The organism is Leeuwenhoekiella aequorea, from assembly GCF_004104375.1.
GTDB classification, from domain to species: domain Bacteria; phylum Bacteroidota; class Bacteroidia; order Flavobacteriales; family Flavobacteriaceae; genus Leeuwenhoekiella; species Leeuwenhoekiella aequorea.
The window spans coordinates 285,489-304,316 of record NZ_QOVM01000001.1 but is presented as its reverse complement, the minus strand read 5'-3'; the positions used below and the strand labels follow the sequence as shown (position 1 = coordinate 304,316).

General features: G+C 35.5%; 19 protein-coding genes and 1 tRNA gene. 6 read left to right on the top strand and 14 right to left on the bottom strand.

The features are described 5' to 3' along the window. Window positions 1–17: 17 nt before the first annotated feature. The 4 genes from DSM00_RS01325 to DSM00_RS01310 all read right to left on the bottom strand — a co-directional run bounded on the left by DSM00_RS01325 (window position 18) and on the right by DSM00_RS01310 (window position 2,417). A complete protein-coding gene (locus tag DSM00_RS01325; protein WP_128756220.1) occupies window positions 18–515 on the bottom strand; it encodes a nuclear transport factor 2 family protein in 498 nt (165 codons plus the stop codon). 12 nt (window positions 516–527) lie between these two features. Further along, window positions 528–1,112: a hypothetical protein gene (locus DSM00_RS01320; RefSeq protein ID WP_128756219.1), complete on the bottom strand. Its 585-nt coding sequence runs from the start codon at window positions 1,110–1,112 to the stop codon at window positions 528–530. A gap of 74 nt (window positions 1,113–1,186) precedes the next feature. Continuing rightward, window positions 1,187–1,630, bottom strand: coding sequence for a hypothetical protein (locus tag DSM00_RS01315; RefSeq protein ID WP_128756218.1), 444 nt, complete (start codon window positions 1,628–1,630; stop codon window positions 1,187–1,189). A 181-nt stretch (window positions 1,631–1,811) separates the two neighbouring features. After that, window positions 1,812–2,417 carry a hypothetical protein gene (locus tag DSM00_RS01310; RefSeq protein WP_128756217.1) on the bottom strand — a complete coding sequence of 202 codons (606 nt, stop codon included), beginning with the start codon at window positions 2,415–2,417 and terminating at the stop codon, window positions 1,812–1,814. Window positions 2,418–2,636: 219 nt separating this feature from the next. Between DSM00_RS01310 and DSM00_RS01305 the strand changes: the two genes are divergently transcribed. After that, the gene (locus DSM00_RS01305; RefSeq protein WP_128756216.1) at window positions 2,637–2,930 is read left to right on the top strand and encodes a TIGR03643 family protein; all 294 of its coding nucleotides are present in this window, start codon (window positions 2,637–2,639) and stop codon (window positions 2,928–2,930) included. 87 nt (window positions 2,931–3,017) lie between these two features. Here DSM00_RS01305 and DSM00_RS01300 read toward each other — a convergent pair whose 3' ends face one another. After that, on the bottom strand, window positions 3,018–3,380 hold the full coding sequence (locus DSM00_RS01300) for a toxin-antitoxin system YwqK family antitoxin (protein WP_128756215.1): 363 nt from the start codon (window positions 3,378–3,380) through the stop codon (window positions 3,018–3,020). A 275-nt stretch (window positions 3,381–3,655) separates the two neighbouring features. Here DSM00_RS01300 and DSM00_RS01295 point away from each other — a divergent pair, with 275 nt between their 5' ends. Continuing rightward, window positions 3,656–5,899, top strand: a complete 2,244-nt coding sequence (locus DSM00_RS01295; RefSeq protein WP_128756214.1) for an inorganic phosphate transporter — start codon at window positions 3,656–3,658, stop codon at window positions 5,897–5,899. 382 nt (window positions 5,900–6,281) lie between these two features. On the opposite strand, the gene DSM00_RS01290 is transcribed toward DSM00_RS01295, so the two are convergent. The 4 genes from DSM00_RS01290 to DSM00_RS01275 form a co-directional block, all read right to left on the bottom strand. Then, window positions 6,282–8,819: a ribonucleoside-diphosphate reductase subunit alpha gene (locus tag DSM00_RS01290; RefSeq protein WP_128756213.1), complete on the bottom strand. Its 2,538-nt coding sequence runs from the start codon at window positions 8,817–8,819 to the stop codon at window positions 6,282–6,284. Window positions 8,820–8,965: 146 nt separating this feature from the next. Next, entirely contained in the window at window positions 8,966–9,952 is a 987-nt protein-coding gene (locus tag DSM00_RS01285; RefSeq protein ID WP_128756212.1) for a ribonucleotide-diphosphate reductase subunit beta, read from the bottom strand. A 446-nt stretch (window positions 9,953–10,398) separates the two neighbouring features. Next, window positions 10,399–11,076 carry an HD domain-containing protein gene (locus DSM00_RS01280; protein ID WP_241652335.1) on the bottom strand — a complete coding sequence of 226 codons (678 nt, stop codon included), beginning with the start codon at window positions 11,074–11,076 and terminating at the stop codon, window positions 10,399–10,401. A gap of 17 nt (window positions 11,077–11,093) precedes the next feature. Then, window positions 11,094–11,846 carry a lysophospholipid acyltransferase family protein gene (locus DSM00_RS01275; RefSeq protein WP_128756211.1) on the bottom strand — a complete coding sequence of 251 codons (753 nt, stop codon included), beginning with the start codon at window positions 11,844–11,846 and terminating at the stop codon, window positions 11,094–11,096. A gap of 173 nt (window positions 11,847–12,019) precedes the next feature. Between DSM00_RS01275 and DSM00_RS01270 the strand changes: the two genes are divergently transcribed. Then, complete coding sequence (locus tag DSM00_RS01270) at window positions 12,020–12,382, top strand: hypothetical protein (RefSeq protein ID WP_128756210.1); 363 nt, start codon at window positions 12,020–12,022, stop codon at window positions 12,380–12,382. A 1-nt stretch (window position 12,383) separates the two neighbouring features. Here the strand turns inward: DSM00_RS01270 and DSM00_RS01265 are convergent, their stop codons facing one another. The 5 genes from DSM00_RS01265 to rseP form a co-directional block, all read right to left on the bottom strand. Further along, window positions 12,384–13,076 carry a TVP38/TMEM64 family protein gene (locus DSM00_RS01265; RefSeq protein ID WP_128756209.1) on the bottom strand — a complete coding sequence of 231 codons (693 nt, stop codon included), beginning with the start codon at window positions 13,074–13,076 and terminating at the stop codon, window positions 12,384–12,386. A 13-nt stretch (window positions 13,077–13,089) separates the two neighbouring features. Further along, window positions 13,090–13,284, bottom strand: a complete 195-nt coding sequence (locus tag DSM00_RS01260) for a helix-turn-helix transcriptional regulator (RefSeq protein WP_128756208.1) — start codon at window positions 13,282–13,284, stop codon at window positions 13,090–13,092. Next, entirely contained in the window at window positions 13,281–13,670 is a 390-nt protein-coding gene (locus tag DSM00_RS01255; RefSeq protein ID WP_128756207.1) for a hypothetical protein, read from the bottom strand. The genes DSM00_RS01260 and DSM00_RS01255 overlap by 4 nt, the downstream gene beginning before the upstream one ends. 201 nt (window positions 13,671–13,871) lie before the next feature. Beyond that, window positions 13,872–13,945 (bottom strand) — tRNA-Asn (locus DSM00_RS01250). A 176-nt stretch (window positions 13,946–14,121) separates the two neighbouring features. Then, on the bottom strand, window positions 14,122–15,456 hold the full coding sequence (rseP, locus tag DSM00_RS01245; protein WP_128756206.1) for an RIP metalloprotease RseP: 1,335 nt from the start codon (window positions 15,454–15,456) through the stop codon (window positions 14,122–14,124). Window positions 15,457–15,701: 245 nt separating this feature from the next. Here rseP and DSM00_RS01240 point away from each other — a divergent pair, with 245 nt between their 5' ends. The 3 genes from DSM00_RS01240 to feoB all read left to right on the top strand — a co-directional run bounded on the left by DSM00_RS01240 (window position 15,702) and on the right by feoB (window position 18,811). Next, window positions 15,702–16,382: an SCO family protein gene (locus DSM00_RS01240; protein ID WP_128756205.1), complete on the top strand. Its 681-nt coding sequence runs from the start codon at window positions 15,702–15,704 to the stop codon at window positions 16,380–16,382. A gap of 162 nt (window positions 16,383–16,544) precedes the next feature. After that, entirely contained in the window at window positions 16,545–16,712 is a 168-nt protein-coding gene (locus DSM00_RS01235) for a FeoA family protein (protein WP_371455861.1), read from the top strand. Next, the gene (feoB, locus tag DSM00_RS01230) at window positions 16,709–18,811 is read left to right on the top strand and encodes a ferrous iron transport protein B (RefSeq protein WP_128756203.1); all 2,103 of its coding nucleotides are present in this window, start codon (window positions 16,709–16,711) and stop codon (window positions 18,809–18,811) included. The genes DSM00_RS01235 and feoB overlap by 4 nt, the downstream gene beginning before the upstream one ends. Window positions 18,812–18,828: the final 17 nt, after the last annotated feature.

Below are 18,828 nucleotides of genomic sequence, written 5' to 3'. Positions count from 1 at the left end.
TTTGTGGTTATTTTAATTTAGTTAGCCCTTAGTTTCGTGATAAGCACTTGATCGTGCTCCTTCTTGAGATCTGTAAGTTGACTTACATCCTCATTAGGCACAGCTATAGAAAGCACATAATGCTGTACTTTCCAGATTTTATTTTCTAAACGCATCACGCCAGAACCTCTACATATACCCATTTGTGTTTCTAAAAGCTCATCAAACCAGGCAACCTTAGATTTCTTAAGATGATAAATAGTACGTTCTAATGTTTTAAAACTCCACGCTTTTCCTGATTCAAAATAAGGTCTTGCATAAGACTTAAATTCTTCTATTTGCCAGTTTTCTTCAGCATCTGTTCCTATAAATACGGCATCACTTGTCATATTTCCAAAGTACGCATCAAAGTTTGCTTCTGCTGCAGCCCGGTGCCAACTTTCTAACTGACTATTAATTGCCATTTCGGTTTGATCTTGCCCAAAAGTTATTGCTGAAATCAACGGTAAAAATAAAAGTAGGATTCGTAGTTTCATACTTGAATATATTTAGTTTTTGCGAGGAGGGTTTGATGACAATTGCACAGTTGTTGTCGTATCACGTTTTGTAGATAATGAATCTGCTTTTATCTGGTATTTTTCAAGTAATTCTTCAATAGACTCCTGATACTTTAAATTGATCTGCAGTTTTAAATTTTGAAAAGCATTATAATATTCCGTTGCCTCTTTATTGACTAAAGCTGTGTCAACATTAATTTTTGATGCTTCTTGAACAAGTGTGTTTGTTTTTGAAAAGAAAACTGTTAATCGAGATTGAATGGCACTATTAACAATACTATCATTAGGATCTTTCTGAGCATTCCCAGCGACTTTAATCCATTCTTGACCCTGTTTCCGAAGGTTTATAAGTTTTATTGTATCTAAAGCCTTTATATAGTCTGTTAATGCTTTGAAGTCTTCCCAGACTTCAATACGCTGTTGGGCAACGGGCGTCAATACAATTTCCTGTTTTAACTGAGGCTGCATTTTGATCGTTAGCGTATCTGTCGCTAAGCGTGGATCAACAGCAACTTCTTTTTTATCCTCGCACGATGTAAGCAGCACTATAAGAAAGGGAATTATTATAAATCTCATAGCCTCAAAAATACACAAAGGTTTCCATAAAAAAAGCCCCTTTTACAAGGAGCTTATAATCGTTTAAAAGTGGATTACATAATGTGATTAATCTCTTTATTGAGCGTATCAAAAGCTCTATAAATCGTTTTCAAATGATTCTGAACTACTGCCTCTCGCGTTTCATCGCGGTTTACTTCTATATAAAATTCCTTCACTTCCTCATTTACTTTATCAACCTGACTTTTTATTTCAGGTAGTTCTAAGTTTTCGGGGATATTTTGTGACATTGAATTACAACTTATTGCGAGATTTGAACGCAAGTCTACAGCATTCAGGGCATTTGTGTTTGAGATAAGAATAATCGTTTTTTCTAACGCGAGATAACCATCCCACATTTTAACAGCCTCTTTAGCATTAGGTTCTAATTGCTCAACATTTGCTCTCAAAACTAAATCTTGAGAATCGCTTGCACCTTTATTCTTACAAGACAAAAGTGTTGTCAAGGCAATAATTAAGATTACAAAATTGGTTTTCATTATTTGGGGGTTTAAGCATGTAAAATTAAGGTAACTAACACGCCCTTAGAATTTTCTGATAATAAAGTATTCCTAAAAATCTATTGAAAATCCTCTAATACTCCCACTTATTATTAAATAGTGTTAAAACAAAAACGCCTGCAAAAAATTGCAGGCGTTTTGATAAACTTATTTTTATTTCCTATTGATTATCATCTACTAGAGACTTACCGCTTTTTGAAACTGTTTCTTTGATTTCTTCATTTAAATCATCAAACGCTTCTAGAAGTTCTTCTACTTGATTTCCTATCTTTTTCTGATCGTTACCTGATTTTGCAATAACCATTTTCAAATCTGCAACTTCTTCTTTTATATCTTTAATATCTTCCTGAACTTCCTCAGTAAGAAGAGATTTAGGAATTGAAGATTCTAGATTGTTAGCATCAACAACAAGTTGAGATACAAAATCTGTAATTTCAGCCTCAGGAACTTCTTTAAGATCTAATGCCTTAACAGAATTTGAAAATGACTTTAGATTCTTCCAGCCATCAACATCTGCTTTAAGCTTTGTATCAACTTCAACATTTTCCCAATTAATAGAATAATCGTCTGGCAAAGCTGGCTTCTCTAAAGAACCATCAATCGCAGCATCTGCATAACGTTCTTTTTCTGATACCGTACTATCCCCTACATTTTGAACTTCTTCTGTAGTTTCATTTACCTGTGCTTCTTTTTCTGCATCATTTTTACAGCTTACCAGGGCCACTGTCATCAACACACCCGTAGCAACAACACTCATATATTTCATAATGTGATTTTTTAATTTTTATCAAAAGTAAAATTAAAAGAGATACGTATAACTTTTGTTTTTGATTAGATAAAAAATACTTAAACTTTAATAAGAATTTTAACTTTTTCGGTCTTTCAAACCATACAAAAGACTGAAATCCTATAAGGTTAACTCAATTTTAAAAAATAGTGAATTGCTAAATCATATCTTTATCGAGCTATGAAAAATTGAATAAGTATGAGTATTACAAAAGATACAGAAAATTTTAGTGATCGCGAACTTGATCGAATTATCGAAATGGCTTGGGAAGATCGAACTACCTTTGACGCTATAGAATTCCAATTTGGTCTTAAAGAACAAGAAGTTATTGAATTGATGCGGAGGCAAATGAAACCTTCAAGTTTTAGAATGTGGCGGGAACGCGTACAAGGAAGAGCAACTAAACATGCTGCTAAGCGAAACTTCGAGAAAGGCACTTTTAAAAGTACCAGACAAAAGCAAATTACCCATAATAAAATTAGTAAACGCTAATTTTTTAAATCAAAAAAGCCGTTAATGTAGATTAACGACTTTTGTTTTTTTGAAAGTATAACTTTGTCTCATATAGAGAACTTAGTATTATTCATTACTTACTACACGATCTCCAGAAAGTTTCCAAGTATTTACTGCAGATATTCTAGAGTCATTATAATCAACTTCGCGTAAGGTATCTTCATTCCAGAAAAACCACTTACCGGTCTTTTCGCCATTTATATAATTAGCTACAGCAGTTTTAGATCCGTTTTTATCAAAACTTACCCATTCTCCTGTTAACTTACCATCTTCAGTATAAAAACCTTTTTGACTAACCTCTCCATTGTCATGAAACAAAGTTGCTTTTATCAAATTACCGTCTTTCACATAAACGTTTTTTTGCTTCTCTTGTGCAGACGCAAAACTTACAACACCCATCAAGGCAATAACAACTAGTAACTTTTTCATAATAATAGTATTTGGGTTAAACTTTACTTTACAAATCTAACAAATAATTAAACATAAAGCAATGTTTAGATAACGTTAAATTAACATTAAAGTGTTAATTTACTGTTATTCAGTTATCTATGTTTCTTTCGTTTATTAAATCCTTTGCTCTACTTGGCTTTACAGTACATTTTTAATTAAATTATAGCCTATAATATGCCCTACTTATAACATTGTCGTAACATTCAGCCTAAAAATAAGTATCAAATTTGCAGCCTGAACTGATTCATCTAAATATGGATAACATTTACCTAATTATGCTTATTGCATTAGCTATCCTGGCTATTGCAGACCTTGTTGTTGGAGTAAGTAATGACGCCGTCAACTTTTTAAATTCTGCCATAGGATCTAAGGCAGTTTCTTTTAGAACGATTATAATAGTAGCTAGTGTTGGGATAGCTTTTGGAGCGCTATCATCAAGTGGTATGATGGAAGTAGCCCGTAAAGGTATTTTTGTGCCAGAAAAATTCTACTTTGATGAGATCATGATCATTTTTATGGCTGTGATGCTTACCGATATTTTACTTCTCGATTTTTTTAATACACTAGGACTTCCCACATCTACAACAGTTTCAATCGTGTTTGAATTACTGGGAGCTGCATTTTGTATGACCTTTATAAAATTAGCAGGTACACCAGATACACTATTACATTTAGGGGAGTATATCAATTCTGAAAAAGCAATTGAGATTATAACCGGGATACTGCTCTCGGTCGTCATTGCTTTTACGGTGGGGGCGCTCGTACAGTTTTTTACAAGGCTATTACTAACCTTCGATTTCAAAAAACGACCCGTATGGAATGCTGCTGCTTTTAGTGGTATTGCTATTGCCTCTATAAGTTATTTTATAATTATTAAAGGTTTAAAAAGCGCAGATTTTGTTCAAGGAGCCTTTATAGACTGGGCAAATTCAAATGTTTGGGAATTTATAGGTTATAGCTTTATTGTCTATTTTATAATTAGTTACGCCCTCATTAAGCTTGTAAAATTAAATGTATATGTACTGGTAATTATCGTAGGTACATTTGCATTAGCAATGGCATTTGCGGGTAACGACCTTGTAAACTTTATTGGCGTGCCTATGGCAGCTTATAATTCATATGAGATTTGGCTGGCAAGTGGAGAACCTGCAAATACATTTACAATGGAATCTCTCGCTCAAAAGGTACCTACACAGCCGCTATTATTACTTTTTGCTGGTTTAATTATGATTTTAACACTCTGGTTCTCAAAGAAAGCCAGAAGAGTTGTTAAAACATCTGTGGATTTATCCAGACAAGATGAAGGTCAGGAACGCTTTAAATCTAATGCGTTTTCACGCTCCTTAGTACGCGGCACAATGAAGTTAAATACGGGTTTTGTAGCTATACTACCTAAACCGATTCTTAAATATATTGAAGTAAGATTTTCTAAACCAAAATCAACTATTCGTGTTGCTGCAATAGACACTCCAGCTTTTGACCTTGTGCGCGCTGCAGTAAACTTAATGATTGCCAGTGTTCTCATATCTGTAGCAACCTCATTAAAACTTCCGCTTTCTACAACTTATGTAACATTTATGGTTGCAATGGGTACCTCTCTTGCAGATCGTGCCTGGGGCAGTGAAAGCGCAGTATATCGTGTGGCTGGTGTTTTAAATGTAATCGGAGGTTGGTTTATGACCGCTATAAGTGCATTTACTGCTGCTGCGATAATGGCGTTTATACTTTATAAAGGTGGAAGCATTGCACTCTTCTTATTATTTGCAATTGCTATAGCAATACTTGTACGCAATTACATGAATCACAAAAAACGTTCTGAAGCAGAAGCTGAAGAAGGTCGTCTTATGCGTGCGGTAAGTAGCTCTATCCAAGGAATTATAAACGAAAGCACAACTAACGTAGCCTCCTCATTTAAAAGAGGAAGTAAAGTGTATGTAGGCGCTATAGAAGGTCTTGCTAAAGTTGATCTTGGTAAATTACGTAAGAGTAAAAAAGGAATTACCAAACTTAATGCAGAGGTTGAAGAGTTACGTAATAACTTATACTATTTCATTAAAAATCTTGATGAATCTCACGTACAGGCCAGCCGATTTTACATAGATGTTTTAGGCTATTTACAAGATGTAACACAATCAATAGACTTTGTTGTAACATCTAGCTACAATCACTTAAACAACAATCATAAGGGCTTAAAATTTACGCAGCTAAAAGATCTTAAGGAAATTGAAGAGCGATTAGACGTATTATTTAGCCAGATAGAAGACGCTTTTAAAGCCAAAAATTTTGATGCGCTCTTACCTATTCTTGAAGAAAAGCAAAATCTACTGGATAGTCTTTCTATTAAAATGGAAAAACAAGTACAACGTACCAGAAGTAGTGATTCTAGCCCTAAGAATACCATGCTTTATATAAGCTTACTTCAGGAGACACAGGATCTTATTGTTGCAACGATGAATATCCTAGAACATTACTATATAGAGTATAAGAAACATATGTAATTCTCATACTACTTAAATCAAAAGCCGAAAACGTACTGCGTTCTCGGCTTTTCTATTTCCGACTTATTCATACAATCAGAATCATCTTATTCAGCAAAGAAAGCAACCACTTCCATTTTGTATAATAACAGTTTTCAGCTAAAATATAGAGTTCTTACTAACTAAGTCAATATGCTCTAGGTTATTTAGCACAAGCTCCTAAACCGACATTCAAAGAGTTTTCTACAGGTAATATCAGGAGCGGGTTAGAAGTTCTAGAATCCATCCTTCTTTCCGCTTTTTCTCTATAAATAAACAACTTTCTTGTAATCTCATTTACCGAACTAAAAAAGCCCGCTCTAAATTAATAGAGCGGGCTTTTTAATTAACTACTTAAAAATATTTATGAACCGCACATTAAACAATCATCATCACCTTCGGCTGCCTTTGCCTGCGCGATAATTGCTTTCATTTCTGCAGCGCTCATTGGTGCTGTATTTACTTGTGCTTTTTCCGTTTCTATTGCAACCTCTACTGCTTGCGGCTCCTTAGCTTCGTAAGGTGTAGCGCGCTCTTCTACAGAGTCTGGTCTGTGAACCGGAGCCGATGTTGCTTTTAAAGTATCAGCCGCACGCTCTGCAACATGTTTTTCCTGCACTGGCGCTTGCTTAGCCTCTTTATTAAGTGTGAACTTAATTGCATCTACAGCAGATTTCGTTCTTAAATAATACATTCCTGTTTTAAGACCGCTTTTCCATGCATAGAAATGCATTGACGTAAGCTTCGAGAAGTTAGCATTCTCCATAAATAAGTTAAGAGATTGTGACTGATCGATAAAATAACCACGGTGACGTGACATGTCAATAATATCTTTCATGCTCAGCTCCCAAACGGTTTTGTAAAGCTCTTTTAAATCTTCAGGAATGCCATCTATGTGCTGTATTGATCCATTAGCACGCATAATTGCTTGTTTTAGCTCTTCATCCCATAAACCTAATTCAACTAGATCTTCAAGAAGGTGTTTATTTACAACAATAAACTCCCCAGAAAGTACACGTCTTGTATAGATATTTGAAGTATAAGGCTCAAAGGCTTCATTATTTCCTAAAATTTGAGAAGTTGAAGCTGTAGGCATAGGTGCTACTAATAAAGAGTTACGCACACCGTGCTCCATAACTTCTTTACGTAATTTACCCCAATCCCAACGGCCGCTTAATTCCTCATCCTTTATGCCCCATAAGTTATGTTGAAAATCTCCTTTAGAAATAGGAGAACCTTCAAAGGTAGAATAAGGTCCCTCTTCTTGAGCCATTTCTTTTGATGCAGTAACCGCTGCAAAGTAAAGAGTCTCAAAAATTTCCTGGTTTAGTTTTTTAGCTTCATCAGAAGTAAACGGTAAACGTAATTTTATAAATGTATCTGCAAGACCTTGAACACCTAGACCTATTGGACGGTGGCGCATATTACTGTTTTCTGCCTCCTTAACCGGATAATAATTACGATCAATAACCTTATTAAGATTACGGGTTACGCGTTTTGTTATTCTAAATAATTCTTTATGGTCAAACTGCCCGTCTTTAATAAACATAGGCAATCCTATAGAAGCAAGGTTACAAACCGCTACTTCATCTGGACTTGTGTACTCCATAATTTCAGTACACAAATTAGAAGAACGTATTGTTCCTAAATTCTGCTGATTTGATTTACGGTTAGCCGCATCTTTATACAGCATATAAGGTGTACCTGTCTCAATTTGAGATTCTAATATTTTCTCCCAAAGCTCACGTGCTTTGATCGTTTTACGTCCTTTTCCTTCAGACTCATATTTCAGATATAACTGCTCAAATTCCTCGCTATGTACATTGAATAAATTTGGACACTCATTAGGACACATTAAGGTCCAGGTATCATTATTCTGTACACGCTCCATAAACAAATCTGGAATCCACATAGCATAGAACAAATCACGTGCACGCATCTCTTCTTTACCGTGGTTTTTCTTCAAATCTAAGAAGTCAAAGATATCTGCATGCCAAGGCTCAATATACATAGCAAAAGAACCTTTACGCTTCCCTCCACCTTGATCTACATATCTAGCAGTATCATTGTAAACGCGTAACATAGGCACAATACCATTAGAAGTACCATTTGTACCACCTATGTAAGAACCTGTAGCTCTCACATTATGAATAGATAAACCGATACCTCCTGCACTTTGCGAAATCTTCGCGGTTTGCTTTAGTGTATCATAAATACCGTCTATACTATCGTCTTGCATAGTAAGTAAAAAGCAAGATGACATTTGTGGTTTTGGAGTTCCTGAATTGAATAAAGTAGGAGTAGCATGAGTAAAGAACTTCTTAGACATCAATTCATACGTTTCTTTAACTGAAGCTAGATCATCTAAGTGAATACCTACAGCTACACGCATAAGCATGTGTTGTGGTCGCTCTGCTATTTTACCGTTTATTTTTAAAAGGTAAGAACGTTCTAAAGTTTTAAAGCCAAAATAATCGTAACCAAAGTCTCTGCTATAAATTATAGAAGAATCTAATTCTTCTTTATGCTTTGTAATTACAGCATAAACATCCTCTGCAATTAACGGTGCCTTTTTACCTGTGCGTGGATTTACGTACTCGTACAAATCTGTAACTACGTCACTAAAGGTCTTTTTTGTATTCTTATGCAAGTTTGAAACCGAAACACGAGCTGCTAATTTTGCATAATCTGGGTGTGAAGTCGTCATTGTAGCGGCAACTTCTGCAGCCAGATTATCTAACTCACTAGTGGTAACACCATCATATAAACCCTCAATAACACGAAGCGATATTTTAACCGGATCTACTAACGGATTTAAACCATAGCATAACTTTTTTATACGCGCTGTGATCTTATCAAACATTACCGGCTCTTTGCGGCCATCCCTTTTAACTACATACATAAGGCTTCAGTTTTTTAGATTTTCTCAAATTATTTTGGCTAAAATTTGAGAAAAGTGGTTTAAGGGTCAAAATGAGAAACACTCCAACCTGATTAAATAAATATGGGTATTGTGTATTTGACCGAAGTCAAAAATGAAATTATAATTTAAAAATCAGCATCAAAACTAATTTTCTGACCTTCTGTTCCTCCACTTCCGGAAGCAACACCAGCTTTTTGATATTCACCTACTCTTTTCTCAAAGAAATTAGTTTTTCCTTGTAGGGAAATCATATCCATAAAGTCAAAAGGATTTGTTGTATTGTATTCTTTCTCACATTCCAACTCGACTAATAAGCGATCTGTTACAAACTCAAGATATTGAGTCATCAACTTAGAATTCATACCTATCAAACTCGCAGGAAGCGATTCTGTAATAAACTCTCTTTCTATATTTAATGCGTCAACGATGATCTCTCTTATGCGCTCTTTAGAAACTTTATTCACTAAGTGCTTGTTGTGTAAATGCACCGCAAAATCACAATGAACTCCCTCATCTCTCGAGATTAATTCATTTGAAAACGTAAGGCCTGGCATTAAGCCTCTTTTCTTCAACCAGAAAATAGAACAAAAAGCACCTGAAAAGAAAATACCTTCAACAGCAGCAAATGCGATAAGACGCTCTGCAAATGATGGACTTTCAATCCATTTTAAAGCCCAATCTGCTTTTTTCTTTATTGCAGGAAAGGTTTCAATAGCATTAAAAAGCTGGTCTTTCTCTTTTTCATCCTTTACATATGTATCAATAAGTAAAGAATAAGTTTCAGAGTGAATGTTTTCCATCATAATCTGAAAGCCGTAGAAAAATTTTGCTTCAGAATATTGAACTTCATTAACGAAGTTTTCTGCCAGGTTTTCATTAACAATCCCGTCAGAAGCTGCAAAAAATGCAAGAATATGCTTTATAAAGTAACGCTCATCATCATTAAGCTTTGTAGTCCAGTCTGAAAGATCTTGATGTAAATCGATCTCCTCTGCAGTCCAAAAACTCGCTTCCGATTTTTTATACCACTCCCAAATATCTGGGTGCTGGATGGGAAAAATCACAAATCGATTTTTGTTTTCCTGTAAAATTGGCTCTACTGCATTACTCATGTCCGTCTGTTTTTTTAAGTGATTAAGTACCGATAACTAGGGACTAACAAAGATCAAAAAAAAAGAGGGTTTTAAGCCAAAAAATGACTCGACGTTTTCAACAAAGTTTTCAACACCATCTATTATAGAGAATTTATAACGACCATGATCGACATGTACTTAACCAGCTAAATTTCAATATTTTATAAGTTTAAGATATCTGAAGAAATACCGATCTATTTATACCCTGAAACCCTCTAGTTAAGAGGTTTGACACGCTTTAAAAAGAGTTATTAGGAAGCCCTTTTTCATCCCCAAAAAGTTATGAAATGCAATGAATTTTTATCACAATCCCGCGCAAACTTTAACACAATAAGGAAGTAAAATACCGAAAATACACATCAGTATTTTTAATTTCAGAAAATTCTATTTTCAAATTTATCAGAAGGAGAAAAAAGTACTGGGAACTATAAACTTCCCTCCCATTCTGCATAAAACTGGATTAAGAAATCCTCCATGAATGCGTGACGCTTAGCAGCTATATCTTTTGCTGTTTGGGTATGCAATCTATCTTTGAGCAGTAACAGCTTCTCGTAAAAATGATTAATAGTTGGTGCTTCCGATTTTTTATATTCTTCAGGAGTCATGTCGAGCCGCGGTGGAACGGCAGGATCGTATAACTTTCGGTTTTTAAATCCTCCATAATTAAAGGTTCGCGCAATACCTATTGCCCCTAATGCATCTAGGCGGTCTGCATCTTGTACTATTTGCAATTCTGGACTAGTATATTGAGAAATTTTATTTCCGCCTTTAAATGATATATTTCCAATAATAAGAATAACCGCTTCAATTAGCTCTTTTTCAGCGCCTTCTCGTTCTAAAAATTCACGTGCGAGTGTAGGTCCAACAGACTCGTCCCCGTCGTGAAATTTTGAATCTGCGATATCATGAAGTAGAGCACCCAGAGCAACAACCATAACATTAGACTTTTCGCCTTGAGCTATATGCAATGCATTTTTATAAACACGAAGCGTGTGAAACCAATCGTGACCACCCTCAGAATCAGCTAAGGTCTGTTTAACAAAAACGCTGGTTTTCTCAATAAGATCAAGGTCTGATTTGTGTAAATGTATAAGTGCGTTCACAAGTCTCTTTTTTACTTTTATGATTTGTGTACTCTAATTTCTGAAAAATCTCCGAGTACTATCTCCTGCACGACTTTTACAAGCTCTTCCGGGTCGTATGAAGATACAGGTAGTGGTTTGTGCACCGTATGTGTAACATGAACTCCTATATCCTGAGGAAACCCTCCCCAGCGCATCAACTTCCAGGAGTTTTGAATGGTAACCGGCAATACAAGTGCTGTAGGCATCGATTTAAATAACGTTACCAATCCTCCCTTTGCAAACTCTTTAGGAATCCCTGTTTTACTACGTGTACCTTCAGGAAAAATTACCACCGATCTGTTTGTAGAATTCATTGTTTTAGTAAGATCTCTAATAGCAACAATTGATTGACGTTTGTCTTTACGATTAATTAATGCAGAACCTCCTTTGCGTAAATTATATGAAATACTGGGGATGCCCTTACCCAGCTCAACTTTGCTAATAAATTTAGGATGTATACGTCTTAAATACCAGATGATGGGTGGTATATCCCACTGCCCCTGGTGATTTGCCACTATAATAATGGGCTGATCTCTACTGAGCTTATAATCATTTTTAAAAGTAAATCTTGTTCCTAAAAGATTAAGCGTGCGCATGATCATGAAGTTAAGATAATCAACGCTTTTTTTATGAGCTTGATATCCAAAGAGGTTATAACATAGCCATTGAACGGGATGAAAAATTACTATAACCAAGCCAAAAGCCAGATAAAATATAATACTTAGTGGATACGCAACTAGTTTTCTCATAGACTAACATTGATGACAACATTCTGGTCTGTCATTAACCCACAAATTTAAGTATAATGATTGTTTAAAATACGGCTTACTCCTAAGCTAAATAGGAAAGAAAGTTTTAATCTGGGGGAAAAGCCCCTTATCTCAGAAAACAAACTCTCTTAAATTAGCCTCAACTTAATTGAATGAATCAATCACTTAAAATAAAATTAGCTGTAAGCATCGCATTATTTAATGCAATTGCCTTATGCGTAAATTACTTTGGAATATCTCCAAAAATAGAAGCCACAACAGCGAATCAAAAATTAGAAATATACTTATTTACAGACTCAGAGATCGGCTTAAAATCCAATTTGCAAGAAGTTGGGCCTTTAGCGCAAACGCCTGATGGCTTCTGGCCTTTTGAAGCTTTTTATATAAACACTTCAACAAGCGAAACAGATTATACCGGAAGGTTTAGAGGGTTTTTTGCCGGCTTTGATTTTTTTGAATTTATCTTTTATAATGGTCTGCTTCTGGGCACTTTGTTATTTCTAAAACTCTGGTGAATTATTGAGTTTTTTTCTTACGGCGTTTACTCCAATACACGTACAGGCCAAATATCACAAGACTTAATACAGAACCCCATAATAGTCCGGTTTTCATACCTTCAGAGCGCTCTCCCATTATTGCAATAAAGAGTGTTAATGGTGCTACCCCAAGAAGTGTGGCGCTTATAAATCGCAGATAATTCATTTTTAATATTCCGCCTACAAAACTAATAGCATCATTAGATAAAAACGGATTTAAGCGTGTTATTGCAATTGCCCAAAAGCCATAATCCTTAATAAAATCTTCGAGCTTAGCTTCGGTAGCAGCGCCTATTAAACTATTTATTAATCCAGATCCTAATTTTTTACCTAAAAGATACCCCACGCTAGAAGCACACCCTATAGCCACAAATACGAGTAGACTTCCCCAGACGGGCCCGTAGGCAAGAATACAGACAGCCATAAGTACTACAGAGGGAATTATAATTAAAAACATCTGGGCGATCATCGCTACAATTAACACAACAGGTCCTACCCAACCAAAGGAAGACACCCACTTCTCAATACGCTGCTCATCGCCACTGGTTAAAATCTCCCAGGCCTTATTAAAAAAGGTTTGTACATCTGGGATAAAAAAGTAGGCCAGTACCAGACTTACAAATAGCAAGACCGAAACCAGTTTAGGTAGATTATTTGAGATAAATTTCTGCATGATAACTTTTAGACTAGGGCTCATAGACAAACAGCTCTTCTATGGTACATCTAAACACAGCTGCCAGTCTAAAAGCGGTAGGTAAACTTGGGTCAAATTTACCTTTTTCTATAGCATTAATTGTCTGCCGCGAGACTTCTATGCGGTTTGCCAAATCTCCCTGAGTGAGATTAAACGTGGCTCTTAAATTTTTGATATTATTTTTCATGAGTACTTTCGGTTATTAATGGCTGTACAAACTATATAAGTCACCCCCATAAACAACACCAAGGTGCTAATTTCAGCATCAGCATTTATTAAGTTAGTAGTATCTAACTGGGAGTATGCAAGACCCACAACAACGGTAAGTCCTAAAGTAAGTGCCATAGACTCTAATTGAATTTTACGCTGCAGCTCATCTGCTGCATTTACAAATTTTCTATTAGCAAGTACCATACCTACTCCCACAGCCAGACTTAATACAATAGCAATACCCGTAAGAAGTGATGACTCCCATAAATACATAGAGCCAAAAGTTACCAGAGCCGTGGTACACACCCAGGCTAATGCCCACATTAGTAGATACTTTTTTGAAAATTTCTGTTTTGATTTCATAATTGATTGTTTTTGGATTAATGTAAAGTATACTTTACAAATATAAACCTATTTTCAAATGTAAAGCAAGCTTTACATTGAGAAATTTATGAAAATCGAATTTTCGAGTAAAGTATTGATAGCGGAATTTGAAGGTGGAGATGAAAACAAAAGGTATAAAACAAAAAAGCCTCAACTACTAGTAGTTAAGGCTTAATTTTGCTCCCCCTCTTGGGCTCGAACCAAGGACCCTTTGATTAACAGTCAAATGCTCTAACCAACTGAGCTAAGGAGGAATTTATCTTTATATTTTTAAGATCATTTATCAACATCGCAATGCTGACTTCTGGTATGTCTTAAAGAACGTTTCGCTTATTTGCTGAAAGCGGATGCAAATATACACAACTATTTGAACCCACAAAACAATTTTGAAAATTCTTTTTAAAGAGTTTCAAAATTTTTTAAAAACAAGCTAGGATCCCGTTATCCAGCGGTACACATCATTTCCGTTAGCGTATAATACTAAGGCAATTAGCAAGAAGAACCCTATCATTTGCGCATATTCTAAAAATTTATCGCTTGGCTTTCTTCCTGTAACAATTTCATACAATAAAAACATCACGTGCCCACCATCTAATGCAGGAATAGGGAGAATATTCATAAACGCTAAAATTATTGATATAAAAGCTGTTGTCTCCCAGAAGGATAACCAGTTCCATGAATCTGGAAATAAACCTGCAATAGCACCAAAACCTCCTACTTGAGAAGCTCCTTTAGCAGTAAATACATATTTAAACTGAGTTACATAATCACTCAATTTATCTACACCGTAGCCTATACCCTTACCTATACTCTCTCCTATTCCATACTCCCGCTTATGACGCTCGGGCATTAAATATTCCTTATCTGCAAACCCAAATCCTACACCTACCATCTTCTGTTCTCCCATAGGGATATCAAATGTACGCGCAACTCCATCTCGGGATACCGATATTGTCGCAACACTATCTTTTCTAGATTGAAGCGCGTAGCTCGCATCACTTTTATATTTAATAGGATAATCATTGATGCTTATTAATTCATCTGTTCCTAATACACCAGCCTCTTTTGCTCCACCAAAAACCGAATCTAAATATACCGGAGTACGTGGAAAATTAACCCCAAACATCTCTCCAGATTTAAACAACTGCATCCCTATATCATCTGGAAGACTCAACTCTTCCTGACTTCCATTTTCATGAAGTACAGTTACTGTAGATACATCACGCATCATTAGCATTTGAGGAAACTCTAATTGATCTTCTAATTCTTCACCATTTACAGCTAGAATTTTATCTCCCTGCTCAAAACCATATTGCTCCATCGTAGGTGTGAAACCAAAACCATATTTTAGATCATCTGGAGTAGAATACTCATCTCCATATGTAGCGATAATCATAATATAGATAAAGAATCCTAGAATTATATTCACGGTAACCCCACCTATCATTACAATAAGTCGCTGCCAAGCCGGTTTTGATCTAAATTCCCATTCTTTGGGCTCCTGAGCCATGGCCTCTTTGTCCATACTCTCATCGATCATTCCAGAAATTTTTACATAACCTCCTAACGGCAACCAACCTATACCATAAACTGTTTCCCCTATTTGTTTTTTAAACAGAGCAAATTTGACATCAAAAAACAGGAAGAATTTCTCTACACGTATTTTAAATAGACGGGCCGGTATAAAATGACCAAACTCGTGAAGTACGATTAATATTGAAAGACTCAGAAAAAGCTGAGCACCTTTTACAAAAAATGGATCCATAAATTTTATATAACTAAAGGTGTCTATCTAATCACATATTACAGGGAATAAAAGAAACCTCAAAAACTAAAAATACTATATTAATTAAAAGGCAAGGAGCCTTAAAAAGTGCACAAAAGTAACCTTTTACATCCGCATACAAAAGTATTTACAGTGTGCTGCAGCGGGCATTTAAAAAGATAGCCTCAGAATACTTTTGCCAGGCGCGATTCGGGTTGTAATTTTGCATTCTCAAAACGCAGATTATGCTTCAGTTCTTTGCTAAATACAAAAAGTTTGCCATCGTTATGGTAATACTTTCCGCAGTTATTCTTTATATATTTTACACCTTATTAAAACCAGAACCCAGTTTACCGGTTTACCAACCTACAATGGTAGATAATACTCTAGTGGATAGTACCGTTCAATTTGTAAAAAAGTACCATAAAATTGCCGACTTTAAACTTGTAAATCAAAACGGGGATACTATCACTCAAGATGATTACGAGGGTATTTACGTTGCAGATTTTTTCTTTACTACTTGCCAGACAATATGTCCAATTATGACAGATCATATGTTGCAGATACAAGAAAAACTAAAACATGATGATCGGGTTAAACTACTTTCTCACACAGTAATACCTGCAACAGATACTGTAGCCCAACTCAAAAGATACGCGGTTGAAAAAGGTGTAGATGATGCAAAATGGAATCTGGTAACCGGATCAAAAAAAGAAATTTATGAGCTAGCGCGAAAAAGTTATCTAGCGGTAAAAACCTCTGGCAACGGAGATCAATATGATATGATTCATACAGAAAACTTTATGCTTATCGACTCAGAAAAGCGCATTAGAGGATTTTATGATGGTACAGATTCTGAAGCTATTGAGCAACTTCTTGAGGATATTGAAACGCTAAAAAAAATCGAAAGCCGTGATTATAATTAATTAGGTTCTTTTAAAACATACTTTATACCTTAAATCTTTTCGAGTCTGTGGCTTTTCTATTACTTTTGCCTTGTTTAAATTCAATCTAAATAAATTTTGATTATTTCATTAGATCTTCTGAAACGTGGCGAAAAAGCTATAATAAAAGAATTCACCTTAGACATGGTGCCTCTTAAGCTTTTAGAAATGGGCTGCCTTCCAGGCAATGAAGTAGAGTTAGTACAAATTGCTCCTTTTAAGGATCCTATGTATTTAAACATTAATGGTAGTCACTTAGCGATACGAAAAGAAACTGCCAGTCATATTCTTGTAGAAAAGCACTCTCAATGAGTAAACAGTTAAACGTAGCCCTTATAGGCAATCCCAATACTGGTAAAACCTCTGTTTTTAATCAACTTACGGGTCTTAAACAGCAAGTAGGAAATTATCCGGGTATTACTGTCGAAAAAAAAGAAGGAATTTGCAAACTTCCACGTGGAGTTAAGGCACACATTCTTGACTTGCCAGGAACCTATAGTCTTAATGCCAGCTCTCTTGATGAGAACGTTGTAATTGAATTACTACTCAATAAAAATGATAAAGATTATCCAGACGTAGCTGTTGTTGTTTCTGATGTAGAAAATTTAAAACGTAATCTTCTTTTATTTACGCAAATAAAAGATTTAAAAATACCTACGATTCTTGTCATTAATATGGCAGATCGTATGAAGCGTAAAGCTATAACGCTTGATATAGAAAAACTTGAAGATCGCTTACAAACTAAAATTGCTCTCGTAAGCTCTCGCAAAAACACCGGCTTCGAAAATCTAAAAGAGTTAATTACTAACTATAAAGAACTCTCCATAGAGCCTTGTGTAAATGCTTCGGTAATTGCTCCAGAATATTTTGATCGACTGCGTAAAGCATTTCCTAAACAAGATTTGTATAAACTATGGTTAGTAATTACTCAAGATGTAAATTTTGGTAAGCTAGACCGTAATGAGATGCAGAGTATTACCACCTTTCAGACAGAAAGCAAGTCAAATTTAAAGCGTCTTCAACAAAAAGAAACTATAGTAAGGTATCAATTTATAAATGGGGTTCTTAAAGAAACACTAAGTATAGATCACCTTGCTGCTAAGGATTTAAGAAGTAGACTGGATCGTGTTTTGACTCATAAATTTTGGGGTTACATTATCTTTTTTGCCATCTTAATGCTCATATTTCAAGCTATCTATGACTGGTCGTCCTATCCTATGGATTTAATCGATGAGACTTTTGCAGCTATGGGCGAATGGGTGCGCAACACGATGCCTCCAGGTGCTTTTACAAACTTAATTGCCGAAGGTATTTTACCCGGACTGGGCGGAATAGTGATTTTTATACCCCAGATTGCATTCCTGTTTCTTTTTATATCTATCCTTGAAGAAAGTGGATACATGAGTCGTGTCGTATTCTTAATGGATCGTATTATGCGGCGTTTTGGGTTAAGCGGAAAAAGTGTAGTGCCACTGGTTTCAGGTACAGCCTGTGCAATTCCGGCAATAATGGCAACTCGTAATATAGAGAACTGGAAAGAACGTTTAATAACTATATTAGTTACTCCGTTTACAACGTGTAGCGCGCGATTACCGGTTTATTTAATTATCATCGCTTTGGTAATTCCAGACCGAGATGTACTATACATATTTAACTTACAGAGCCTTGTGCTCATGGGACTTTACCTTATCGGTTTTGGTACAGCAATCCTGTCTGCATGGCTATTAGACCGAATATTAAAAATTAAAAGCCGAACCTTTTTTGTTATAGAAATGCCTAATTATAAACTGCCTTTATTTAAAAATGTAGCTTATAATGTTATTGAAAAAACAAAGTCATTTATAGTAGGTGCCGGTAAAATCATTCTTGCCATTTCTATTGTATTGTGGGTTTTAGCATCAAATGGCCCTGGAGATGCTTTTAATAATGCAGAGGTAAATGCTGTTGAACGCATGCAAGCTGGAGACTTTCCGGAGAGCGAATTAGATAAGCAAATAGCTTCAGAAAAACTTGAATACAGCTATATTGGGTATATGGGTAAAGCAATTGAGCCAGTTGTTAGACCATTAGGTTATGACTGGAAAATAGGAATTGCTATAGTAAGTTCATTTGCTGCACGTGAGGTATTTGTGGGAACATTAGCTACAATTTATAGCGTAGGTAGCGATGAAGAAGAAACCATAAAAAACCGAATGGCCGGTGAGGTGAATCCTATTTTAGGTGGTCCTTTATTTAACTTAGCCAGTGGTATATCGCTACTTCTTTTTTATGCTTTTGCAATGCAGTGTATGAGTACATTGGCTATAGTGAAACGCGAAACGAATACTTGGAAATGGCCTCTGTTACAACTTGTAATTATGAGTGGTTTTGCTTATGTTGTAGCTTTGATTGCTTATCAATTAATTATTTAAAAACCCTCTGAAAAGAG